The organism is Enterobacter cloacae complex sp. IR5422 (assembly GCF_049238165.1).
Classification (GTDB): domain Bacteria; phylum Pseudomonadota; class Gammaproteobacteria; order Enterobacterales; family Enterobacteriaceae; genus Enterobacter; species Enterobacter roggenkampii.
The window spans coordinates 39,852-61,852 of record NZ_JBMKHT010000020.1; the positions used below are offsets into that span (position 1 = coordinate 39,852).

At 58.1% G+C, this 22,001-nt stretch carries 21 protein-coding genes; 16 read left to right on the forward strand and 5 right to left on the reverse strand.

Annotated features, from left to right (window positions below; all coding sequences use genetic code 11):
• Nucleotides 1-57: 57 nt before the first annotated feature.
• On the forward strand, nucleotides 58-2,601 hold the full coding sequence (gene cyaA / locus ACOTXT_RS11905) for a class I adenylate cyclase (protein ID WP_008501547.1): 2,544 nt from the start codon (nucleotides 58-60) through the stop codon (nucleotides 2,599-2,601).
• Between the two features lie 89 nt (nucleotides 2,602-2,690).
• Here the strand turns inward: cyaA and cyaY are convergent, their stop codons facing one another.
• Complete coding sequence (gene cyaY / locus ACOTXT_RS11910) at nucleotides 2,691-3,011, reverse strand: iron donor protein CyaY (protein ID WP_008501546.1); 321 nt, start codon at nucleotides 3,009-3,011, stop codon at nucleotides 2,691-2,693.
• Nucleotides 3,012-3,146: 135 nt separating this feature from the next.
• Here cyaY and lptM point away from each other — a divergent pair, with 135 nt between their 5' ends.
• The 8 genes from lptM (at nucleotide 3,147) to corA (ending at nucleotide 10,106) form a co-directional block, all read left to right on the forward strand.
• Nucleotides 3,147-3,350 (forward strand): LPS translocon maturation chaperone LptM, encoded by a 204-nt coding sequence (gene lptM, locus ACOTXT_RS11915; RefSeq protein ID WP_021242847.1) that lies wholly within the window; start codon nucleotides 3,147-3,149, stop codon nucleotides 3,348-3,350.
• 35 nt (nucleotides 3,351-3,385) lie between these two features.
• Nucleotides 3,386-4,210 (forward strand): diaminopimelate epimerase, encoded by an 825-nt coding sequence (gene dapF, locus ACOTXT_RS11920; protein WP_008501545.1) that lies wholly within the window; start codon nucleotides 3,386-3,388, stop codon nucleotides 4,208-4,210.
• The gene (locus tag ACOTXT_RS11925; protein WP_008501544.1) at nucleotides 4,207-4,914 is read left to right on the forward strand and encodes a DUF484 domain-containing protein; all 708 of its coding nucleotides are present in this window, start codon (nucleotides 4,207-4,209) and stop codon (nucleotides 4,912-4,914) included. Before dapF ends, ACOTXT_RS11925 begins: the two co-directional genes overlap by 4 nt.
• Nucleotides 4,911-5,813 carry a tyrosine recombinase XerC gene (xerC, locus tag ACOTXT_RS11930; RefSeq protein WP_008501543.1) on the forward strand — a complete coding sequence of 301 codons (903 nt, stop codon included), beginning with the start codon at nucleotides 4,911-4,913 and terminating at the stop codon, nucleotides 5,811-5,813. Before ACOTXT_RS11925 ends, xerC begins: the two co-directional genes overlap by 4 nt.
• Nucleotides 5,813-6,529, forward strand: a complete 717-nt coding sequence (gene yigB / locus ACOTXT_RS11935) for a 5-amino-6-(5-phospho-D-ribitylamino)uracil phosphatase YigB (RefSeq protein ID WP_333165338.1) — start codon at nucleotides 5,813-5,815, stop codon at nucleotides 6,527-6,529. Before xerC ends, yigB begins: the two co-directional genes overlap by 1 nt.
• 107 nt (nucleotides 6,530-6,636) lie before the next feature.
• Nucleotides 6,637-8,799, forward strand: coding sequence for a DNA helicase II (gene uvrD / locus ACOTXT_RS11940; RefSeq protein WP_021242849.1), 2,163 nt, complete (start codon nucleotides 6,637-6,639; stop codon nucleotides 8,797-8,799).
• A gap of 149 nt (nucleotides 8,800-8,948) precedes the next feature.
• A complete protein-coding gene (gene ysgD, locus ACOTXT_RS11945) occupies nucleotides 8,949-9,005 on the forward strand; it encodes a YsgD/CorL family protein (protein ID WP_212743980.1) in 57 nt (18 codons plus the stop codon).
• 150 nt (nucleotides 9,006-9,155) lie between these two features.
• Nucleotides 9,156-10,106: a magnesium/cobalt transporter CorA gene (gene corA / locus ACOTXT_RS11950; RefSeq protein ID WP_008501540.1), complete on the forward strand. Its 951-nt coding sequence runs from the start codon at nucleotides 9,156-9,158 to the stop codon at nucleotides 10,104-10,106.
• Between the two features lie 84 nt (nucleotides 10,107-10,190).
• On the opposite strand, the gene rarD is transcribed toward corA, so the two are convergent.
• Both rarD and yigI read right to left on the reverse strand, forming a co-directional pair.
• Nucleotides 10,191-11,087, reverse strand: coding sequence for an EamA family transporter RarD (rarD, locus tag ACOTXT_RS11955; RefSeq protein WP_008501539.1), 897 nt, complete (start codon nucleotides 11,085-11,087; stop codon nucleotides 10,191-10,193).
• A gap of 51 nt (nucleotides 11,088-11,138) precedes the next feature.
• Nucleotides 11,139-11,606 (reverse strand): acyl-CoA thioesterase YigI, encoded by a 468-nt coding sequence (yigI, locus tag ACOTXT_RS11960; protein WP_008501538.1) that lies wholly within the window; start codon nucleotides 11,604-11,606, stop codon nucleotides 11,139-11,141.
• A 163-nt stretch (nucleotides 11,607-11,769) separates the two neighbouring features.
• Here yigI and pldA point away from each other — a divergent pair, with 163 nt between their 5' ends.
• From pldA to rhtC, 3 genes are all read left to right on the forward strand, one after another.
• Nucleotides 11,770-12,639 (forward strand): phospholipase A, encoded by an 870-nt coding sequence (pldA, locus tag ACOTXT_RS11965; protein ID WP_008501537.1) that lies wholly within the window; start codon nucleotides 11,770-11,772, stop codon nucleotides 12,637-12,639.
• A 90-nt stretch (nucleotides 12,640-12,729) separates the two neighbouring features.
• Entirely contained in the window at nucleotides 12,730-14,559 is a 1,830-nt protein-coding gene (recQ, locus tag ACOTXT_RS11970) for an ATP-dependent DNA helicase RecQ (protein ID WP_047653585.1), read from the forward strand.
• A gap of 61 nt (nucleotides 14,560-14,620) precedes the next feature.
• On the forward strand, nucleotides 14,621-15,241 hold the full coding sequence (gene rhtC / locus ACOTXT_RS11975; RefSeq protein WP_010426287.1) for a threonine export protein RhtC: 621 nt from the start codon (nucleotides 14,621-14,623) through the stop codon (nucleotides 15,239-15,241).
• Here rhtC and rhtB read toward each other — a convergent pair.
• On the reverse strand, nucleotides 15,238-15,858 hold the full coding sequence (rhtB, locus tag ACOTXT_RS11980) for a homoserine/homoserine lactone efflux protein (RefSeq protein ID WP_008501533.1): 621 nt from the start codon (nucleotides 15,856-15,858) through the stop codon (nucleotides 15,238-15,240). The genes rhtC and rhtB overlap by 4 nt on opposite strands.
• Before the next feature lie 109 nt (nucleotides 15,859-15,967).
• Between rhtB and pldB the strand changes: the two genes are divergently transcribed.
• The 3 genes from pldB to ACOTXT_RS11995 all read left to right on the forward strand — a co-directional run bounded on the left by pldB (nucleotide 15,968) and on the right by ACOTXT_RS11995 (nucleotide 18,774).
• On the forward strand, nucleotides 15,968-16,960 hold the full coding sequence (gene pldB / locus ACOTXT_RS11985) for a lysophospholipase L2 (RefSeq protein ID WP_008501532.1): 993 nt from the start codon (nucleotides 15,968-15,970) through the stop codon (nucleotides 16,958-16,960).
• A 31-nt stretch (nucleotides 16,961-16,991) separates the two neighbouring features.
• On the forward strand, nucleotides 16,992-17,792 hold the full coding sequence (yigL, locus tag ACOTXT_RS11990) for a sugar/pyridoxal phosphate phosphatase YigL (protein WP_055321513.1): 801 nt from the start codon (nucleotides 16,992-16,994) through the stop codon (nucleotides 17,790-17,792).
• Between the two features lie 82 nt (nucleotides 17,793-17,874).
• Complete coding sequence (locus tag ACOTXT_RS11995) at nucleotides 17,875-18,774, forward strand: carboxylate/amino acid/amine transporter (protein ID WP_008501530.1); 900 nt, start codon at nucleotides 17,875-17,877, stop codon at nucleotides 18,772-18,774.
• Here the strand turns inward: ACOTXT_RS11995 and metR are convergent.
• On the reverse strand, nucleotides 18,662-19,615 hold the full coding sequence (gene metR, locus ACOTXT_RS12000) for an HTH-type transcriptional regulator MetR (RefSeq protein WP_008501529.1): 954 nt from the start codon (nucleotides 19,613-19,615) through the stop codon (nucleotides 18,662-18,664). The genes ACOTXT_RS11995 and metR overlap by 113 nt on opposite strands.
• Before the next feature lie 115 nt (nucleotides 19,616-19,730).
• On the opposite strand from metR, the gene metE reads away from it, so the two are divergent.
• Complete coding sequence (metE, locus tag ACOTXT_RS12005) at nucleotides 19,731-21,992, forward strand: 5-methyltetrahydropteroyltriglutamate--homocysteine S-methyltransferase (RefSeq protein ID WP_055321514.1); 2,262 nt, start codon at nucleotides 19,731-19,733, stop codon at nucleotides 21,990-21,992.
• Nucleotides 21,993-22,001: the final 9 nt, after the last annotated feature.

Sequence of the window (22,001 nt, forward strand, 5' to 3'; positions counted from 1 at the left end):
CCGCTGTTAGTCGTGTTTTGAATAGCTGCGACACCCGGAAACATCAGGCGATACGTCTTGTACCTCTATATTGAGACTCTGAAACAGAGACTGGATGCCATAAATCAACTGCGTGTGGATCGCGCGCTTGCTGCTATGGGCCCTGCTTTCCAGCAGGTATACAGTCTGCTGCCGACATTATTGCACTATCACCACCCGCTGATGCCTGGCTACCTTGATGGTAACGTTCCCCAGGGCATTTGCCTTTTCACGCCTGATGAAACCCAACAGCATTATTTGAACGAGCTGGAACTCTACCGGGGCATGCCGCCACAGGAGTCCCCGAAAGGTGAACTGCCGATTACCGGCGTTTACTCTATGGGGAGCACCTCATCGGTAGGGCAAAGCTGTTCTTCTGACCTGGACATCTGGGTCTGTCATCAGTCCTGGCTCGATAACGAAGAGCGTCAGCTGCTTCAGCGTAAATGCAGCCTGCTGGAGAGCTGGGCGGCCTCGCTCGGCGTGGAAGTGAGCTTCTTCCTGATTGATGAAAACCGTTTCCGCCATAACGAAAGCGGCAGTCTGGGTGGTGAGGACTGCGGCTCGACCCAGCACATCTTATTGCTGGATGAATTCTACCGTACTGCCGTTCGTCTGGCCGGGAAACGTATTCTGTGGAATATGGTCCCGTGCGAAGAAGAAGAGCATTACGACGATTACGTCATGTCGCTTTATGCGCAGGGCGTACTGACGCCAAACGAATGGCTGGACCTCGGCGGTCTCAGCTCACTGTCTGCGGAAGAGTATTTCGGCGCAAGCCTCTGGCAGCTCTATAAGAGTATCGACTCACCGTACAAAGCGGTGCTCAAAACGCTGCTGCTTGAAGCCTACTCCTGGGAATACCCGACGCCGCGCCTGCTGGCGAAAGACATCAAGCAGCGCCTGCACGACGGGGAGATCGTCTCCTTCGGGCTCGACGCCTACTGCATGATGCTGGAGCGCGTAACCGAATACCTGAAAGCCATTGATGACACCACGCGTCTGGACCTGGTACGTCGATGTTTCTATCTCAAAGTCTGTGAGAAGTTGAGCCGCGAACGCGCCTGCGTGGGCTGGCGTCGTGAAGTGGTCAGCCAGTTAGTCAAAGAGTGGGGATGGGACGACGCGCGTCTGTCCATGCTCGACAACCGGGCCAACTGGAAAATCGATCAGGTGCGTGAAGCGCACAACGAACTGCTCGATGCAATGATGCAAAGCTACCGTAATCTGATCCGCTTTGCGCGCCGCAACAACCTCAGCGTTTCCGCCAGTCCGCAGGATATCGGGGTATTGACCCGTAAGCTGTACGCCGCGTTTGAAGCGCTGCCGGGTAAAGTCACGCTGGTTAACCCGCAGATTTCGCCTGACCTGTCAGAACCGAACCTGACCTTTATCTACGTGCCGCCGGGCCGCGCGAACCGCACCGGGTGGTATCTGTACAACCGTGCGCCAAGCATGGATTCCATCATCAGCCATCAGCCGCTGGAATATAACCGCTATCTGAACAAGCTGGTGGCCTGGGCCTGGTTTAACGGCCTGCTGACCTCGCGCACGCGCCTGTTTATCAAAGGCAACGAGGTGGTCGATCTCGCTAAGCTGCAGGAGATGGTCGCGGATGTGTCGCACCACTTCCCGCTGCGTCTGCCTGCGCCGACGCCAAAAGCGCTCTACAGCCCGTGCGAGATTCGCCATCTGGCGATCATCGTCAACCTGGAATACGACCCGACGGCGGCCTTCCGCAATCAGGTGGTCCATTTTGACTTCCGCAAGCTGGACGTCTTTAGCTTTGGCGAGCAGCAAAACTGCCTGGTGGGCAGCGTGGACCTGCTGTACCGCAACTCGTGGAACGAAGTGCGTACCCTGCACTTCAACGGCGAGCAGGCGATGATCGAGGCGCTGAAAACCATTCTCGGCAAGATGCACCAGGATGCCGCGCCGCCGGACAGCGTGGAAGTGTTCTGCTACAGCCAGCACCTGCGCGGGTTGATTCGTACCCGCGTGCAGCAGCTGGTCTCCGAGTGTATCGAGCTGCGTCTCTCCAGTACCCGTCAGGAAACCGGGCGCTTTAAGGCGTTGCGCGTCTCCGGCCAGACCTGGGGCCTGTTCTTTGAACGTCTCAACGTATCGGTACAGAAGCTGGAAAACGCCATTGAATTCTACGGCGCGATTTCGCATAACAAGCTGCATGGCCTGTCGGTGCAGGTGGAAACCAACCACGTTAAGCTCCCGCAGGTGGTGGACGGCTTTGCCAGTGAAGGGATTATTCAGTTCTTCTTTGAAGAGTCGGGCGACGATGCCGGGTTCAACATCTACATTCTGGATGAGACCAACCGCGCCGAGGTGTATCACCATTGTGAAGGCAGTAAAGAGGAGCTGGTGCGCGACGTCAGCCGCTTCTACTCCTCTTCGCATGACCGCTTTACCTACGGCTCAAGCTTTATCAACTTTAACCTGCCGCAGTTCTACCAGATTGTGAACGTCGATGGCCGTGCGCAGGTGATCCCGTTCCGCACTCAGGCCGTCACGCCTGCCGCGCCTGCCAATCAGGACACCGCGCCGCTGTTGCAGCAGTATTTCTCCTGAGCCTTTTCGCCGGGTGGCTAATGCTTACCCGGCCTACGGTTCGAGCCGTTGTAGGCCCGGTAAGGCGCAGCCGCCACCGGGCAACAAAACTACCTGAAACGCACTTCCTCACCCGCCTGCGCGGTCGCGGCCTGTTCCAGCAGATCCCAGAACGGTACGCCGCTACGGTCGCACACCCACTCATCACCCTTCAGATCGAAGTGATAGCCGCCCTGTTTGGCCGCCAGCCACACCTGGTGAAGCGGCTCCTGACGGTTAATAATAATTTTGCTGCCATTTTCGAAGCTCAGGGTCAGAATACCGCCGTTGATTTCACAATCGATATCGCTGTCGCCGTCCCAGTCGTCAAGACGCTCTTCGATGGTCATCCACAGGTTGTCGGCAAGGCGATGGAATTCACTGTCGTTCATGGTTTTGTTCCTGTTTTTCGTGATGCCGGCAGTATAACCCTAAATAATTCCCGTTGCAGGAAAGCGGCAAACTCTTGCTTTTGTGTCTTCTCCTGCGATGATAGAAACAGATTTGAACTTACGGGCAACTTTATAATGAAAAACGCTTTCCGAACGCTTGCCGTTCTCATCACGCTGTTTAGCCTGACTGGCTGCGGACTGAAGGGACCCCTGTACTTTCCGCCTGCGGATAAAACCGCACCGCCGCCGACGAAACCGGTTAACAGCGGCATTGAGTCTTCCACGCCAGATACTAACGACCGTGGCGACAACGGCGGCCCGACTCAGGTTAATCTCTGACGACAACGTTCTGTACCCGCGCAATGGAGCAAATGATGCAGTTCTCTAAAATGCATGGCCTTGGCAACGATTTTATGGTCGTCGACGCGGTAACGCAGAATGTGTTTTTCTCACCGGAACTGATCCGTCGTCTGGCGGATCGGCATCTGGGCGTGGGGTTCGATCAGCTGCTGGTGGTTGAGCCGCCGTACGATCCCGACCTCGATTTCCACTACCGTATTTTTAACGCGGACGGCAGCGAAGTGAACCAGTGCGGCAACGGCGCGCGCTGTTTCGCCCGCTTTGTCCGCCTGAAAGGGCTGACTAACAAGCGTGATATTCGCGTCAGTACAGCCAATGGTCGCATGGTGCTCAGCGTCACCGATGATGAGCTGGTGCGCGTGAACATGGGCGAGCCTAACTTCGAGCCTTCCGTCGTGCCGTTTCGCGCAAACAAAGCGGAAAAGACCTATATTATGCGGGCGGCCGAGCAGACAGTATTGTGCGGCGTCGTCTCTATGGGTAACCCACACTGCGTGATCCAGGTTGATGATGTGGAAACCGCGGCGGTCGAAACGCTCGGCCCGGTGCTGGAAAGCCACGAACGTTTCCCGGAGCGCGCGAACATCGGTTTTATGCAGGTGGTGAAGCGCGAGCATATTCGTCTGCGGGTTTACGAGCGCGGTGCGGGCGAGACGCAGGCCTGCGGAAGCGGAGCCTGTGCGGCAGTGGCCGTGGGCATCTCCCAGGGGTTACTGGCTGAAGAGGTTCGCGTGGAATTACCGGGCGGTCGGCTTGATATCGCCTGGAAAGGACCGGGTCATCCACTGTATATGACGGGCCCGGCGGCACATGTCTATGACGGGTTTATCCATCTATGAAACAACCAGGGGAAGAACTGCAGGAAACAGTGACGGAACTGGACGACAGAGCTGTTGTTGATTATCTGCTGCGCAATCCTGAGTTTTTTATTCGCAATGCACGCGTCGTCGAAGAGATGCGCGTGCCGCATCCGGTTCGCGGAACCGTGTCGCTGGTAGAATGGCACATGGCGCGCGCGCGCAACCACATCAGCCAGCTTGAAGAGAACATGACGCTGCTGATGGAGCAGGCCAGCACCAATGAAAGCCTGTTCTATCGTCTGCTGCATCTGCAGGCGCGTCTGGCGTCGGCGCACAGTCTTGACGAGTTCCTCAGCCGCTTCCACCGCTGGGCCCGCGAGCTGGGGCTGGCGGGTGCAACGATTCGTCTTTTCCCTGACCGCTGGCGCATCGGTGCACCGTCGGGATTTACCCATCTGGCACTGAGCCGTCAGGCGTTTGAACCGCTGCGCATTCAGCGTCTGGGCCATGAGCACCACTATCTGGGGCCGCTTAACGGTCCTGAGCTGCTGGTGGTGTTACCGGAGGCCAAAGCGATTGGCTCGGTGGCGATGTCGCTGATGGGGCGCGATGGCGATCTGGGCGTCATCTTATTTACCAGCCGCGACGCGCATCACTATGAGCAGGGGCAAGCCACGCACCTGCTGCAGGAGATCGCCCTGATGCTGCCTGAGCTGCTGGAGCGCTGGATTGAGCGCGTATGACGGACGGACTGCTCGCCACTGACGTCTCGCGCTTTCTGCGCTATCTCGGCGTGGAACGCCAGCTTAGCCCCATTACGCTGCTTAACTATCAGCGTCAGCTTGATGCCATCATGCAGATCGCCGACGAGATCGGCCTGAAAAGCTGGCAACAATGTGATGCTGCGACGGTACGCGCGTTCGTCGTGCGTAGCCGCAAAAAAAATCTCAGCCCGGCAAGCCTGGCGCTCAGGCTCTCTGCGCTGCGCAGCTTCTTCGACTGGCTGGTCAGCCAGGGCGGCATAAAAGCCAACCCGGCAAAAGGGATCGCCACGCCGAAAGCGCCGCGCCATCTGCCTAAAAATATTGACGTTGACGACGTAAACCGCCTGCTGGATATCGATCTGAACGATCCGCTGGCCGTCCGCGATCGCGCGATGCTGGAGGTGATGTACGGTGCCGGGCTGCGTTTGTCTGAACTCGTCAACCTTGATCTCAAGCATCTCGACCTGGAATCGGGCGAAGTGTGGGTAATGGGGAAGGGCAGCAAAGAGCGCCGCCTGCCGATTGGCCGCAATGCGGTTTCCTGGATTGAGCACTGGCTTGACCTGCGCGGGCTGTTTGGCACCGACGAAGATGCGCTGTTCCTGTCGAAACTCGGCAAGCGGATCTCGGCGCGTAACGTGCAGAAGCGCTTTGCGGAGTGGGGCATTAAGCAGGGGCTGAACAGCCACGTGCATCCGCACAAGCTGCGCCACTCCTTTGCAACACACATGCTTGAGTCAAGCGGCGATCTGCGCGGCGTGCAGGAACTGCTTGGCCACGCGAACCTGTCGACGACTCAAATTTATACCCACTTAGACTTCCAACACCTTGCCTCGGTGTATGACGCGGCGCATCCACGCGCCAAACGGGGGAAATAATGCGTTTTTACCGCCCACTCGGTCAGATCTCAGCCCTGACGTTTGACCTTGATGACACTCTTTATGACAACCGCAAGGTGATCCTGCGTACCGAGCAGGAGTCGCTGGCGTTTGTGCAGAACTATCATCCCGCGCTGAAGACGATGCAGAACAAGGACTTCCAGAAGCTGCGTCAGTCCCTGCGGGAGACCGAGCCGGACATTTACCACGACGTGACCGAATGGCGTCGTCGCGCGGTTGAGCAGGCGATGCTGAATGTAGGCCTGAGTGCGCAGGATGCCGCGATTGGGGCGGAAGCGGCCATGGAAAACTTCGCCAAATGGCGCAGCCGTATCGACGTGCCGCATGAAACCCACGACACGCTGGCGACGCTTGCCGAAAAGTGGCCGCTGGTGGCCATCACCAACGGCAATGCCCAGCCGGAGCTGTTCGGCCTCAGCGATTACTTTGAATTCGTGCTGCGTGCGGGTCCTCACGGGCGCGCGAAGCCGTTCAGCGACATGTACCATCTGGCGGCGGATAAGCTTAACCTGCCGCTGGGTAAGATCCTGCACGTGGGGGATGACCTGACCACAGACGTGGCGGGCGCCATCCGCTGCGGCATGCAGGCCTGCTGGATCAAGCCGGAAAATGCTGACCTGATGATCGCCTCCGATAGCCGTCTTCTGCCGCACGTGGAAATTTCGCGGTTGGCATCCCTCACGACGCTGATATAATCACCAGTAATATTGTATAAATTACCAGGGTTTTGCTGTTGTAGGCCCGGTAAGCGAAGCGCCACCGGGCGTTTTGCTCTGTTCCTGAATACTATGTGACGGTGCCAATGGACGTTTCTTACCTGCTCGACAGCCTTAATGACAAACAGCGTGATGCGGTTGCCGCCTCGCGCACCAACCTGCTGGTGCTGGCTGGAGCGGGCAGTGGTAAGACGCGCGTGCTGGTTCACCGTATCGCCTGGCTGCAGAGCGTGGAAAACTGCTCGCCGTACTCCATCATGGCGGTCACGTTCACCAACAAGGCGGCGGCGGAGATGCGCCACCGCATCGCGCAGCTGATGGGCACCAGCCAGGGCGGCATGTGGGTTGGCACCTTCCACGGTCTGGCGCACCGCCTGTTGCGGGCGCACCACATGGACGCCAACCTGCCGCAGGATTTCCAGATCCTCGACAGCGAAGACCAGCTCCGTCTGCTGAAGCGCCTGATCAAGGCGATGAACCTCGACGAGAAGCAGTGGCCGCCGCGTCAGGCGATGTGGTACATCAACGGTCAGAAAGACGAGGGGCTGCGCCCGCACCACATTCAGAGCTTCGGCAACCCGGTCGAGCAGACCTGGCAGAACGTCTACAAGGCCTATCAGGAAGCGTGCGATCGCGCCGGCCTGGTGGATTTCGCCGAGCTGCTGCTGCGCGCCCACGAGCTGTGGCTCAACAAGCCGCACATCCTGCAGCACTACCGTGAACGCTTCACCAACATTCTGGTGGACGAATTCCAGGATACCAACAACATCCAGTACGCGTGGATCCGCCTGCTGGCCGGCGATACCGGCAAGGTGATGATCGTGGGCGATGACGATCAGTCCATCTACGGCTGGCGAGGCGCGCAGGTGGAAAACATTCAGCGCTTCCTTAACGACTTCCCCGGCGCCGAAACCATCCGTCTGGAGCAGAACTACCGCTCGACCAGCAATATCCTCAGCGCGGCCAACGCCCTGATTGAAAACAACAATGGGCGTCTGGGTAAAAAGCTGTGGACCGACGGCGTCGACGGCGAACCGATTTCGATTTACTGCGCCTTCAACGAGCTCGACGAAGCGCGCTTCGTGGTCAACCGCATCAAAACCTGGCAGGACAACGGCGGCGCGCTGGAGCAGTGCGCCATTCTCTATCGCAGCAACGCCCAGTCGCGCGTGCTGGAAGAGGCGCTGCTGCAGGTGGGGATGCCGTACCGCATTTACGGCGGTATGCGCTTCTTCGAACGTCAGGAAATCAAAGATGCGCTCTCGTATCTGCGTCTGATTGCCAACCGTAACGACGACGCGGCGTTTGAACGCGTGGTCAACACGCCGACCCGCGGGATTGGCGACCGTACGCTGGACGTGGTGCGTCAGGCCTCGCGCGACCGGCAGCTGACGCTGTGGCAGGCGTGCCGCGAGCTGCTGCAGGAAAAAGCGCTTGCCGGACGCGCGGCCAGCGCCCTGCAGCGCTTCCTTGAGCTGATTGACGCCCTGGCGCAGGAAACCGCCGACATGCCGCTGCACGTGCAGACCGACCGGGTGATTAAAGACTCCGGCCTGCGCACCATGTACGAGCAGGAAAAAGGCGAGAAGGGCCAGACCCGTATTGAGAACTTAGAGGAACTGGTCACGGCAACGCGCCAGTTCAGCTACAACGAAGAAGACGAGGACCTGATGCCGCTGCAGGCATTCCTCTCCCACGCCGCGCTGGAAGCGGGGGAAGGGCAGGCGGACACCTGGCAGGATGCGGTTCAGCTCATGACGCTGCACTCCGCCAAAGGTCTGGAGTTCCCGCAGGTGTTTATCGTCGGGATGGAAGAGGGGATGTTCCCGAGCCAGATGTCGCTGGATGAAGGCGGACGTCTGGAAGAGGAGCGTCGTCTGGCCTACGTGGGCGTGACGCGAGCGATGCAGAAGCTGACGCTGACCTACGCTGAAACCCGACGTCTCTATGGTAAAGAGGTCTACCACCGTCCGTCGCGCTTTATCGGTGAACTGCCGGAAGAGTGTGTCGAAGAGGTACGTCTGCGGGCGAGCATCAGCCGTCCGGTCAGCCATCAGCGCATGGGCTCGCCGATTGCGGAAACCGACACCGGCTACAAGCTGGGCCAGCGCGTGCGCCATTCGAAGTTTGGCGAAGGCACCATTGTGAATCTGGAAGGCAGCGGCGAGCACAGCCGCCTGCAGGTGGCGTTCCAGGGGCAGGGAATCAAATGGCTGGTGGCCGCCTACGCGAAGCTGGAAACAGTCTAACTTTCAGAAAAATATCATTATTTTGTAATAATCTGCTAGCCTTATACGTTGAAGGTCAATTAATGCCCTTCAGCGTTTCGTTGCGTGTTGACGCCACAGTTATAGCTGGCGTAACATGCGCGCACGATTACGCTAAGAGGACATTCGCCTTGGACACACCCAGTAGATACTGGCTCAATTCCCTGTCATCCAGGAACAACTCCTAAGGCTATCTCCTCTTGCTGATGGCCTTAGTGGTTGTCAGCGACTGCATTATTCCCGTCGCGCTGAGTCAGGCTGTTTAATGGTCTGAAACCCAATTTGTTTCTGTGTGCCCACCGAACTGTCCGATATTTTTTGCATTGGGAGTCCCGGTCATGTTGAGCGCATTTCAACTCGAAAATAACCGACTGACTCGGCTTGAAGCCGAAGAGTCACAGCCCCTCATTGATGCCGTATGGGTGGATCTGGTCGAGCCGGACGACGATGAGCGCCTTCGCGTACAATCTGAGCTGGGGCAAAGCCTGGCAACGCGCCCGGAACTGGAAGACATCGAAGCATCCGCCCGTTTTTTTGAAGACGAAGACGGCCTGCACATTCACTCCTTCTTCTTCTTCGAAGATGCCGAAGACCACGCGGGCAACTCCACCGTGGCATTTACCATTCGCGACGGCCGCCTGTTTACCCTGCGCGAGCGCGAGCTACCGGCATTCCGCCTCTACCGCATGCGCGCCCGCAGCCAGGCGATGGTGGACGGCAACGCCTATGAGCTGCTGCTCGATCTGTTCGAGACCAAAATTGAACAGCTGGCGGATGAAATTGAAAACATCTACAGCGATCTGGAAAAGCTGAGTCGCGTGATCATGGAAGGCCATCAGGGCGATGAGTATGACGAAGCGCTCTCAACGCTGGCGGAGCTGGAAGATATCGGCTGGAAGGTGCGTTTGTGTCTGATGGATACCCAGCGCGCGCTGAACTTCCTGGTGCGCAAGGCGCGTCTGCCGGGCGGTCAGCTGGAGCAGGCGCGTGAGATCCTGCGCGATATCGAATCCCTGCTGCCGCACAACGAATCCCTGTTCCAGAAGGTGAACTTCCTGATGCAGGCGGCGATGGGCTTTATCAACATCGAGCAGAACCGCATCATTAAGATCTTCTCGGTGGTGTCCGTGGTGTTCCTGCCGCCGACGCTGGTGGCGTCCAGCTACGGGATGAACTTCGAGTTTATGCCGGAGCTGAAGTGGAGCTTTGGCTACCCGGGGGCGATTATCTTCATGATCCTCGCCGGGCTGGCGCCGTATCTGTACTTTAAGCGTCGTAACTGGCTTTGAGAATCCGCCCGGTGGCGCTACGCTTACCGGGCCTACATATCTTGTAGGCCGGATAAGGCGCAGCCGCCATCCGGCAAAAAGGCACTACAGCCCTTTACGCCCCCTGCGCTGGGTATAAATCGCATCCGCAACAAAGATCGCCAATGCCACCCAAATAAAGGCGAACGTCACCATCTTATCCGCGCCCGGCACTTCGCCGTAAAACACCACTGCCAGCAGGAACATCAGCGTCGGGCCAATGTACTGGAAGAAGCCCAGCGTGGAGAGACGCAGGCGCGTCGCTGCACCGGTGAAGCACAGCAGTGGAATGGTGGTTACCACGCCCGCCGCCATCAGCATCAGGTTCAGCGACCACGGATTGCTGCCCATGTGGCTGGTTGGGCTGTCGGCGATGCCGAAGAGATAAATCGCCGCCACCGGCAGCAGCCACAGGGTTTCAAACAGCATCCCCGTCTGCGCTTCCACCGCAATCTTCTTACGCACCAGGCCGTAGAAGGCAAAGCTGAACGCCAGACCGAGGGCGATAATTGGCAGCGAGCCGAACGTCCACAGCTGCACCAGCACGCCGCAGAAGGCCAGAATCACCGCCACCCACTGCATCCGGCGGAAGCGCTCACCGAGGAAAATCATCCCCAGCACGATGTTCACCAGCGGGTTAATGAAGTACCCCAGGCTCGCCTCAAGCATGTGATGGTTATTCACTGCCCAGATAAACAGCAGCCAGTTACCGCCAATCAGCACGGCAGAGAGTGCCAGCAGGAAGATCTTCTTCGGGGTCTGCAGCAGCGTTTTGACGCCTGACCACTGACGGCTGAGGCTCATCAGCGCAATCATAAAGAAAAACGACCAGATGACGCGGTGAGTGAGGATCTCATCAGCCGGAACGTAGGCGATTAGCTTGAAGTACGCCGGGGCGATACCCCAAATAAAATAAGCGGCAAGGGCGAGTAAAACGCCCTGCCGCGTCTGTTTAGCATCCATCGGGAAAATCCGTTACAAAAAAGTGAATCAATTTTACCCGATTTTGCCGCCTCAACCCACCATATAAGTGGCGGTTGCGCTGGCGATATAAACCTGTTCTTCGTTGTGTAATTCCACGCGCGCCACGGCAACTTTATTCCCGGCGCGCAGCAGGCTGCTGGTACAGGTGAAGCGGTTTCCGCGCCCCGGGCGAAGATAGTCGACGCGCAAATCAATGGTGCCCATGCGCGCCAGACGCTGGCGAAGTTCGTCTTCGTTGATGGTGTCATGGCGCGTCAGCGTACTGCCCACGCAGACCAGTCCTGCCGCCACGTCCAGCGCGGAGGCAATCACGCCGCCGTGTAAAATACTTTGCGCCCAGTTCCCGACCATCATCGGCTGGTTATTGAAACTCAGCTGGGCAAAGTCTTTCTCGTAACGCTCCAGCTCCAGTCCCAGCGCACGGTTAAACGGCATATGGTAAACAAATATCTCGCCCACGAGTTTTAACACTTCTTCGGCGGTAAGCATGGCTGACATGAGGCATCACATCCTTATTGTTAACGAAATGTTGATTTTATGCCTCAGCAACAAGGAATGCTACTTTCAGAAACGAGGATGCAGCAGTTGTCGCAGAAGTCTGTAGAATGTTCGCCACATAACTATTCAGGTAATTTTACTCTTTTGCAGGAGAACACCACCGATGCGGACGTATCTGGCCTGGTTACTGGCGGCGATTTCGCTGCCCCTCACAGCCTATGCGCAGGAAGCGACAATTAAAGAGGTGCATGATAAGCCTGCCGTGCACGGTAGCATTATCGCGAACCTTCTTCAGGAGCATGACAATCCGTTCACGCTCTATCCGTACGACACCAACTACGTGATTTACACCCAGACCAGCGACCTCAACAAAGAGGCGATAAGCTCCTATAACTGGTCTGATAATGCGCGTAAAGATGAGGTGAAGTTCCAGCTCAGCCTCGCGTTCCCGTTCTGGCGCGGCATTCTGGGGCCGAACTCGGTGCTCGGTGCGTCTTACACGCAGAAGTCCTGGTGGCAGCTCTCTAACAGCGGGGAATCCTCGCCGTTCCGCGAAACCAACTACGAGCCGCAGCTGTTCCTCGGCTTCGCAACGGATTATGAATTCGCCGGCTGGACGCTGCGTGACGTCGAAGTGGGCTTTAACCATGATTCTAACGGCCGTTCCGATCCGACTTCCCGTAGCTGGAACCGCGCCTATACGCGCCTGATGGCGCAGAACGGTAACTGGATGGTGGAGGTGAAGCCGTGGTATGTAGTCGGAAGCACTGATGACAACCCGGACATCACCAAATACATGGGCTACTACCAGCTCAAAGTCGGCTATCAGCTGGGCGATGCCGTACTGAGCGCGAAGGGGCAGTATAACTGGAATACCGGTTACGGCGGCGCGGAAGTGGGCTTAAGCTATCCTATGACGAAGCACGTTCGCATCTATACGCAGGTCTACAGCGGTTACGGCGAGTCGCTTATCGATTACAACTTCAACCAGACCCGCGTCGGCGTGGGCGTGATGCTGAACGATATTCTCTAGGTTGCTCGAATGTTTTTGCGTTAAACGTTGAAGTTTCTCTCTCAGGCGCTGAAAATAGCGCCTGTTTCATTTCAGGCATATGGGGTTAATGTGGCGCAGGCGGAAGTATTGAATCAGGAGTCGCTGGCTAAACAGGTTTTGCATGAAACCTTTGGCTACCAGCAGTTCCGCCCTGGCCAGGAAACCATCATTGAAACGGTGCTGGAAGGCCGTGACTGCCTGGTGGTGATGCCGACCGGCGGCGGTAAATCCCTCTGTTATCAGGTGCCCGCGCTGGTGCTTAACGGCCTGACGGTCGTGGTATCCCCGCTTATTTCGCTAATGAAAGACCAGGTTGACCAACTGCTCGCCAACGGCGTCGCGGCGGCCTGCCTTAACTCGACCCAAACCCGGGAGCAGCAGCAAGAGGTGATGGCCGGGTGCCGCACCGGGCAGATCCGCCTGCTGTATATCGCGCCGGAACGCCTGATGCTGGATAACTTCCTCGACCATCTCGCGCACTGGAATCCGGTTCTGCTGGCGGTGGATGAAGCGCACTGTATCTCCCAGTGGGGACACGATTTCCGCCCGGAATACGCCGCCCTCGGCCAGCTGCGTCAGCGCTTCCCCGAGCTGCCGTTTATGGCGCTTACCGCCACGGCGGATGACACCACGCGCCTGGATATCGTTCGCCTGCTGGGGCTGAACGACCCGTATATTCAGGTCAGCAGCTTCGACCGTCCGAACATCCGCTACATGCTGATGGAAAAATTCAAGCCGCTGGATCAGCTCCTGCGCTACGTCCAGGAGCAGCGCGGCAAGTCCGGCATCATCTACTGCAATAGCCGCGCAAAGGTGGAAGACACCGCTGCGCGTCTGCAAAATCGCGGCTTTAGCGCGGCGGCATACCATGCCGGGTTAGAGAACCACATCCGCGCCGACGTGCAGGAAAAATTCCAGCGCGACGACCTGCAAATCGTCGTCGCGACGGTGGCGTTCGGGATGGGGATCAACAAGCCCAACGTGCGCTTTGTGGTGCACTTCGACATTCCGCGCAATATCGAATCCTACTATCAGGAAACCGGTCGCGCCGGGCGTGACGGTCTGCCTGCAGAAGCGATGCTGTTTTACGATCCGGCCGATATGGCGTGGCTGCGCCGCTGTCTGGAAGAGAAGCCGCAGGGCCAGCTGCAGGATATCGAGCGCCACAAGCTCAACGCGATGGGCGCGTTTGCCGAAGCGCAAACCTGCCGTCGTCTGGTGCTGCTTAACTACTTTGGTGAAGGGCGACAGGAGCCGTGCGGTAACTGCGATATCTGCCTGGATCCCCCAAAACAGTACGATGGCCTGATGGACGCGCGTAAGGCGCTCTCGACCATTTACCGCGTAAACCAGCGCTTCGGGATGGGCTACGTGGTGGAAGTGCTGCGCGGTGCCAACAACCAGCGTATCCGCGACATGGGCCACGACAAGCTGCCTGTCTACGGTATTGGCAAGGACCAGAGCCACGAGCACTGGGTCAGCATTATTCGCCAGCTGATTCACCTCGGCTTTGCCACGCAGAACATTGCTCAGCATTCCGCGCTACAGCTGACCGAAGCGGCGCGTCCGGTGCTGCGCGGTGACGTTGAACTGAAGCTCGCCGTGCCGCGCGTGGTCGCCCTCAAGCCGCGCGTGATGCAGAAATCCTACGGCGGCAACTACGACCGCAAGCTGTTCGCCAAACTGCGCAAGCTGCGTAAGGCCATCGCTGATGAAGAGAACATCCCGCCATACGTGGTGTTCAACGACGCGACGCTCATTGAGATGGCCGAGCAGATGCCGCTCAGCGCCAGCGAAATGCTCAGCGTTAACGGCGTCGGTACGCGCAAGCTGGAGCGCTTCGGTAAAGAGTTTATGGCACTCATCCGTTCCCACGTTGATGGTGATGATGAGGAGTAGTCAGCCGGGCGAAAAAGTGCCAGGATGATGACTCACTGAATTATTTCCCCGCGAGCTAATTATGTTAATGCTATTTCTCACCGTGGCGTTAGTGCACATCGTTGCGCTGATGAGCCCGGGACCTGACTTTTTCTTCGTGTCGCAAACGGCCGTCAGCCGCTCCCGCAAGGAGGCGATGATGGGTGTGCTCGGTATCACCATGGGCGTTATGGTCTGGGCGGCAGTTGCGCTGCTCGGTCTGAACCTGATCCTGGCGAAGATGGCCTGGCTGCATAACATCATTATGGTCGGCGGCGGGCTGTACCTGTGCTGGATGGGTTACCAGATGCTGCGCGGGGCGCTGAAAAAAGAAGAGAAAAAACCGGAAGAGCCAAAGGTCGAGCTGGCAACGGGCGGCCGCAGCTTTGTAAAAGGGCTGCTGACCAACCTGGCGAACCCGAAAGCGATTATCTATTTCGGCTCCGTGTTCTCGCTGTTTGTGGGAGATAGCGTCGGTGCGGGCGCACGCTGGGGCATCTTCCTGCTGATCGTCGTTGAAACCTTTGCCTGGTTTACCATCGTGGCCAGTCTGTTCGCCTTACCGGCGATGCGCCGCGGCTACCAGCGTATTGCGAAGTGGATCGACGGCTTCGCCGGCGCGCTGTTCGCCGGCTTCGGCATTCATCTCATCATTTCTCGCTAAGCATGACGCGCTGACGCAAGCAGCGCGCCAACCAGCATAAACAGCGAACCAAAGACTTTATTCAGGGCCTTCATCTGCTTAGGCCCTTTAATCCACGCCGCAATCCGCTGCGCCAGCGTCGCGTAACCAATCATGACGATAATATCGACGATAATGGTGGTCGCGCCCAGCACTACGTACTGCATCACCTGCGGCTGATGCGGCACGATAAACTGCGGGAACAGCGCGGCGAGGAAAACGATGCTCTTCGGGTTGGTCAGGTTGACGAAAACCGCACGCTTAAACAGATGACCGCGGTTTTGCGTCTGCGCGAGCGTATTCAGGTTAATGGAGCCTGCCGCGCGCCACTGCTGGATGCCGAGCCAAATCAGATAGGCCGCCCCGGCCCATTTCAGCACTTCAAAGGCCAGTACGGAGCGGGAGAACAGGGTGCCCAGACCAATCCCGACCAGCACGATATGAATGCCCAGCCCGGTCTGCAAACCGGCAATGGACGCCGCCGCGCCGCGATAGCCGTGGTTGATGGAGGTGGTCATGGTGTTAATGGCGCCCGAGCCCGGTGAAAGGCTAAGGATGATGGATGTCAGCAGGTAAGCGAACCACCACTCGAAGGTCATTTGAAACTCCCGAATTGTCTGTTTTTATGCCACAATACGCTATTGTTGAGTCATTTTGTGACCGGTTACGAAAAAACGATATTCCTTGGCTTAGGTGAGTAGAAACCCAATGTTTCAGCAGAAAAAGGACTGGGAAACACGAGAAAACGCATTTGCTGCTTTCTCCATGGGGCCGCTGACCGATTTCTGGCGCCAGCGTGAGGAAGATGAGTTTACGGGCGTCGGCGATATTCCAGTACGCTTTGTGCGTTTTCACGACAAGAAAAATGACCGGGTCATTGTGGTCTGCCCCGGACGTATTGAGAGCTACATCAAATACGCCGAACTGGCCTATGACCTGTTCCATCTGGGCTTCGATGTGCTGATTATCGATCACCGCGGGCAGGGGCTGTCAGGGCGACTGTTATCGGATACCCATCGCGGCCACGTGGATAACTTCAGCGATTACGTCGACGATCTCGCCGCGTTCTGGCAGCAGGAGGTCGAGCCAGGCCCCTGGCGGAAGCGCTATATTCTGGCGCACTCAATGGGCGGTGCGATTTCAACGCTGTTTTTACAGCGCCACGCTCACCAGTGCGACGCCATTGCGCTCACCGCGCCGATGTATGGCATCGTCATGCGCTTTCCTGACTGGATGGTACGCCATATTCTCGACTGGGCTGAGGGCCATCAGCGCATTCGGGAAGGCTATGCCATCGGGACGGGACGCTGGCGGGCGCTGCCGTTTGCGATGAACGTGCTGACGCACAGTCGCCAGCGCTATCGTCGTAACCTGCGTTTTTATGCCGATGAGCCCCGCCTGCGCGTGGGTGGCCCGACATATCACTGGGTACGGGAAGGTATCCTTGCCGGTGAGCAGGTGCTGGCTGGTGTCGACAACGACGACACGCCAACACTCCTGATTCAGGCGGAAGAAGAGCGTGTGGTGGATAACCGCATGCATGACCGCTATTGTGAACTGCGCGCTGCCGCCGGTCACCCTTGTGAAGGGGGAAAACCGCTGGTCATTAACGGCGCGTACCATGAGATCCTTTTTGAAAAGGACGCTATGCGCTCAGTCGCGCTCAACGCCATTGTTGAATTTTTCAACAGGCATAATTGATTTTTGTTTTCCACCAGAGGTTGAAATCCCTATGTATCAGGTTGTTGCATCTGATTTAGATGGCACGCTGCTTTCCCCTGACCACACCCTGTCGCCTTACGCGAAAGAGACCCTGAAGCTTCTGACCGCCCGTGGCGTGAACTTCGTATTTGCCACCGGCCGCCACCACGTCGACGTGGGGCAGATCCGCGATAATCTTGAGATCAAATCGTACATGATCACCTCCAACGGTGCGCGTGTGCACGATACCGACGGCAACCTGATCTTTACCCACAACCTGGATCGCGATATTGCCGCCGATCTGTTCGGCGTGGTGCACAACAACCCGGCTATCGTTACGAACGTTTACCGCGACGACGACTGGTTCATGAACCGCCACCGCCCGGATGAGATGCGTTTCTTCAAGGAAGCCGTATTCAACTACTCCCTGTACGAGCCAGGCCTGCTGGAGCCGGAGGGGGTCAGCAAGGTGTTCTTCACCTGCGACAGCCACGAAGAGCTGCTGCCGCTGGAACAGGCGATCAACGCCCGCTGGGGCGATCGCGTCAACGTCAGCTTCTCAACCCTGACCTGTCTGGAAGTGATGGCGGGAGGCGTCTCCAAAGGGCACGCGCTGGAAGCGGTCGCGAAACGTCTGGGCTTCGAGCTGAAAGACTGTATCGCCTTTGGTGACGGCATGAACGATGCTGAAATGCTGTCGATGGCGGGTAAGGGCTGCATCATGCAGAACGCGCATCAGCGTCTGAAAGATCTGCACCCGGAGCTGGAGGTGATTGGTTCTAACGCTGACAACGCGGTACCGAAATACCTGCGCAAGCTGTTCCTTGAATAATCTTCATTTGGTTGTTTATTGCTCAGTTGTCAACTAAAGAGTTCGCTACAATGCCTGTCCTTCTTTCTGAGAGACAAGCATTGTGGCGCTACTCATTATCACCACTATCCTGTGGGCCTTCTCCTTTAGCCTGATTGGCGAATACCTTGCCGGTTCGGTCGACAGCTACTTCTCGGTGCTGATGCGCGTGGGGCTGGCGGCGCTGGTGTTCCTGCCGTTTCTGCGCACGCGCGGGCAGTCGCTGAAAACGATTGTGCTGTATATGCTGGTGGGGGCGATGCAGCTCGGCATCATGTACCTGTTCAGCTTCCGGGCTTACGTCTACCTGTCCGTCTCGGAATTCCTGCTGTTCACCGTGCTAACGCCGCTCTATATCACGCTGATCTACGATTTGCTTAGCAAGCGCCGCCTGCGTTGGGGATATCTGCTGAGCGCGGCGCTGGCGGTGATTGGCGCAGCAATTATTCGCTACGACAAAGTGAGCGATCACTTCTGGACCGGGCTGATGTTCGTCCAGCTCGCCAACATCAGCTTCGCCATCGGCATGGTGGGCTACAAACGCCTGATGGAAACCCGTCCGATGCCGCAGCATAACGCGTTTGCGTGGTTCTACATGGGGGCCGCGATCGTCGCGGTGGCGGCGTGGTTTATGCTGGGTAACCCGCAAAAGCTGCCTACCACCACCGTACAGTGGGGTGTTCTGGTCTGGTTGGGCGTCGTGGCTTCCGGGTTGGGGTACTTCATGTGGAACTACGGCGCGACGCAGGTCGACGCCGGTACGCTCGGGATCATGAACAACGTACATGTTCCTGCAGGGCTGCTGGTCAACCTTGCCATCTGGCAGCAACAGCCGCACTGGCCGAGCTTCCTTATTGGGGGAGCGGTGATCCTGGCTTCGCTGTGGGTCCATCGACGCTGGGTCGCTCCGCGCTCCGCACAAACGGAAGATGGTCGCACGCGTGGTTCCGCGCTGAGCGAATAAACGCCTCCGTAATCGGCTGACGCTGCTCGCCATCGCGCACGGCGGCGTACAGCCGGCTCCACAGTCCTTCACCCAGGGTTTTGGTGACCACCAGGCCCTGGCGTTCAAAACTCTCCACCACCCAGTGCGGCAGCGCCGCGATACCCATGCTGGCCGCTACCATCTGAATCAACAGCAAGGTGTTATCCACGCTTTTCAGCTGCGGGCTAATGCCTGCGGGCTGCAGGAAGTGGCGCCAGATATCCAGACGACTGCGCTGCACCGGGTAAATCAGCAGCGTTTCCGTTGCCAGGTCTTCCGGCGTGATGCGCGTTTTGGTCGCCAGCGGATGGTCCGGTGCCAGCACCAGGCGCACCTCATAATCAAACATCGGCGAATAGTGCAGGCCGCTGCGCGGCAGAATATCGGACGTCATCACCAGATCCAGCTCGCCCTGCTGCAGCGAGGGCTGCGGGTCGAACGTCACGCCGGATTTAAAGTCCATCTCCACCTGCGGCCACTTCTGGCGGAAGTTCTCAAGCGCGGGGGTCAGCCACTGAATACAGCTGTGGCACTCAATGGCGATACGCAGCGTGGTCTGCTGCGGTTCGTTACACGCCTGCAGCGCGCTGGCGATCTGCGGCAGAACCTGATTCGCCAGCTGAAGCAAAATTTCGCCCTGCGGCGTAAAGCGCAGCGGCTGGCTCTTACGCACAAAAAGACGGAAGCCGAGGCGTTGTTCCAGATCGCTGAACTGGTGAGAAAGGGCGGACTGGGTCTGGTGCAGCGTGGCCGCCGCTGCCGCGAGCGATCCGCAGTTCCGCAACGCTTGCAGCGTTTTCAGGTGTTTTATCTCGATCATGAAAGTCCTTCACTTCGCCATGAACATTTTGCGCTTGAGGAATATACAGTACCTGCCAATTATAGAAGTGTAAACATCTGGACGTCTAAATAACGAATTTCACAAGGGGCATACCATGACAATCCGCAATCACACTCTCGGTTTCCCTCGCGTTGGCCTGCGTCGCGAGCTGAAAAAAGCGCAAGAAAGCTACTGGGCGGGGAACGCCACCCGTGAAGAACTGCTGGCGGTGGGGCGCGAGCTGCGCGCCCGTCACTGGGAGCAGCAGAAGCAGGCGGGGATTGACCTGCTGCCGGTGGGCGATTTCGCCTGGTACGACCATGTTCTGACGACCAGCCTGCTGCTTGGCAACGTGCCGGCTCGTCATCAGAACAACGATGGATCGGTAGATATCGATACCCTGTTCCGTATCGGCCGTGGCCGTGCGCCAACGGGTGAGCCAGCGGCAGCGGCGGAAATGACCAAGTGGTTTAACACTAACTATCACTATATGGTGCCGGAGTTCGTAAAAGGTCAGCAGTTCAGGCTGACCTGGACGCAGCTTCTGGATGAAGTGGACGAAGCGCTGGCGCTGGGCCACCAGGTGAAACCCGTACTGTTGGGGCCGGTGACCTATCTGTGGTTGGGGAAAGTCAAAGGCGAGCCGTTTGACCGGCTCAGCCTGCTGAAGGACATTCTGCCGGTCTACAAACAGGTGCTGATTGAACTGGGCAAACGCGGCATTCAGTGGGTGCAAATCGACGAGCCCGCGCTGGTGCTCGAGCTGCCTCAGGTTTGGCTTGATGCTTTCAAACCGGCTTACGATGCACTCAACGGACAGGTGAAGCTGTTGCTTACCACCTACTTTGAAGGTGTGACGCCGAACCTCAGCACCATCACCAGATTGCCGGTGCAGGGTCTGCACGTTGACCTGGTGCACGGCAAAGATGACGTCGCAGAACTGCACAAGCGCCTGCCGGCAGACTGGCTGCTCTCCGCCGGTCTGGTCAACGGCCGTAACGTCTGGCGTGCCGATCTGACCGAGAAATACGCGCAGATCAAGGACATCGTCGGCAAACGTGAGCTGTGGGTGGCCTCGTCCTGCTCCCTGCTGCACAGCCCGATCGATTTGAGCGTGGAAACCCGTCTTGATGCTGAGGTGAAAAGCTGGTTTGCCTTCGCCCTGCAAAAATGTGAAGAGCTGGCGCTGCTGCGCGATGCGCTGAACAGCGGCGACACGGAGGCGATTAACGCATGGAGTGCACCGATCCAGGCACGTCGTCACTCGGCGCGCGTGCATAACCCGGCAGTGGAAAAACGCCTGGCGGCCATCACCGCCCGGGACAGCCAGCGTCAGAGCCCGTATGAAGTCCGTGCCGAAGCCCAGCGCGCCCGGTTCAACCTGCCCGCGTGGCCAACCACCACTATCGGTTCCTTCCCGCAGACCACCGAAATCCGCGGCCTGCGTCTGGACTTCAAAAAGGGAAATCTGGATGCGAATCACTACCGCACCGGGATTGCCGAACACATCAAGCAGGCGATTATCGAGCAGGAGCGGCTGGGGCTGGACGTGCTGGTGCACGGCGAGGCCGAGCGTAACGACATGGTGGAATACTTCGGTGAACACCTGGACGGGTTCGTCTTTACCCAGAACGGCTGGGTGCAAAGCTATGGCTCCCGCTGCGTCAAGCCGCCGGTGGTCATCGGTGACGTCAGCCGTCCGGAGCCGATCACGGTTGAGTGGGCGAAGTACGCCCAGTCCCTGACCGACAAGCCGGTAAAAGGCATGCTCACCGGTCCGGTGACCATTCTTTGCTGGTCCTTCCCGCGTGAGGACGTAACCCGCGAGACCATCGCGAAGCAAATCGCGCTGGCGCTGCGTGATGAAGTGTCGGATCTGGAAGCCGCAGGCATAGGCATCATCCAGATTGACGAACCGGCCCTGCGCGAAGGTCTGCCGCTGCGCCGCAGCGACTGGGATGCCTACCTGAAGTGGGGCGTGGAGGCATTCCGCATCAACGCCGCGGTGGCGAAGGACGACACGCAGATCCACACCCACATGTGTTACTGCGAATTCAACGACATCATGGATTCGATAGCCGCGCTGGACGCTGACGTGATCACCATCGAGACCTCGCGTTCAGACATGGAGCTGCTGGAGTCGTTTGAAGAATTCGACTACCCGAACGAAATCGGTCCGGGGGTGTACGACATCCACTCTCCGAACGTGCCGAGCGTGGAGTGGATTGAGTCGCTGCTGAAAAAAGCGGCCCAGCGCATTCCGGCAGAGCGTCTGTGGGTGAACCCGGACTGCGGCCTGAAAACTCGCGGCTGGCCGGAGACGCGTGCCGCGTTGGCGAACATGGTGAAGGCGGCGCAAAACTTGCGTCAGGCTTGATGATGCGTA

What these genes read in the sequence shown, in the direction of transcription:
- cyaY (WP_008501546.1), bottom strand. Translation starts at nt 3,011, where the DNA reads ATGAACGACAGTGAATTCCATCGCCTTGCCGACAACCTGTGGATGACC.
- lptM (WP_021242847.1), top strand. Translation starts at nt 3,147, where the DNA reads ATGAAAAACGCTTTCCGAACGCTTGCCGTTCTCATCACGCTGTTTAGC.
- dapF (WP_008501545.1), top strand. Translation starts at nt 3,386, where the DNA reads ATGCAGTTCTCTAAAATGCATGGCCTTGGCAACGATTTTATGGTCGTC.
- ACOTXT_RS11925 (WP_008501544.1), top strand. Translation starts at nt 4,207, where the DNA reads ATGAAACAACCAGGGGAAGAACTGCAGGAAACAGTGACGGAACTGGAC.
- xerC (WP_008501543.1), top strand. Translation starts at nt 4,911, where the DNA reads ATGACGGACGGACTGCTCGCCACTGACGTCTCGCGCTTTCTGCGCTAT.
- yigB (WP_333165338.1), top strand. Translation starts at nt 5,813, where the DNA reads ATGCGTTTTTACCGCCCACTCGGTCAGATCTCAGCCCTGACGTTTGAC.
- uvrD (WP_021242849.1), top strand. Translation starts at nt 6,637, where the DNA reads ATGGACGTTTCTTACCTGCTCGACAGCCTTAATGACAAACAGCGTGAT.
- corA (WP_008501540.1), top strand. Translation starts at nt 9,156, where the DNA reads ATGTTGAGCGCATTTCAACTCGAAAATAACCGACTGACTCGGCTTGAA.
- rarD (WP_008501539.1), bottom strand. Translation starts at nt 11,087, where the DNA reads ATGGATGCTAAACAGACGCGGCAGGGCGTTTTACTCGCCCTTGCCGCT.
- yigI (WP_008501538.1), bottom strand. Translation starts at nt 11,606, where the DNA reads ATGTCAGCCATGCTTACCGCCGAAGAAGTGTTAAAACTCGTGGGCGAG.
- pldA (WP_008501537.1), top strand. Translation starts at nt 11,770, where the DNA reads ATGCGGACGTATCTGGCCTGGTTACTGGCGGCGATTTCGCTGCCCCTC.
- rhtC (WP_010426287.1), top strand. Translation starts at nt 14,621, where the DNA reads ATGTTAATGCTATTTCTCACCGTGGCGTTAGTGCACATCGTTGCGCTG.
- rhtB (WP_008501533.1), bottom strand. Translation starts at nt 15,858, where the DNA reads ATGACCTTCGAGTGGTGGTTCGCTTACCTGCTGACATCCATCATCCTT.
- pldB (WP_008501532.1), top strand. Translation starts at nt 15,968, where the DNA reads ATGTTTCAGCAGAAAAAGGACTGGGAAACACGAGAAAACGCATTTGCT.
- yigL (WP_055321513.1), top strand. Translation starts at nt 16,992, where the DNA reads ATGTATCAGGTTGTTGCATCTGATTTAGATGGCACGCTGCTTTCCCCT.
- metR (WP_008501529.1), bottom strand. Translation starts at nt 19,615, where the DNA reads ATGATCGAGATAAAACACCTGAAAACGCTGCAAGCGTTGCGGAACTGC.
- metE (WP_055321514.1), top strand. Translation starts at nt 19,731, where the DNA reads ATGACAATCCGCAATCACACTCTCGGTTTCCCTCGCGTTGGCCTGCGT.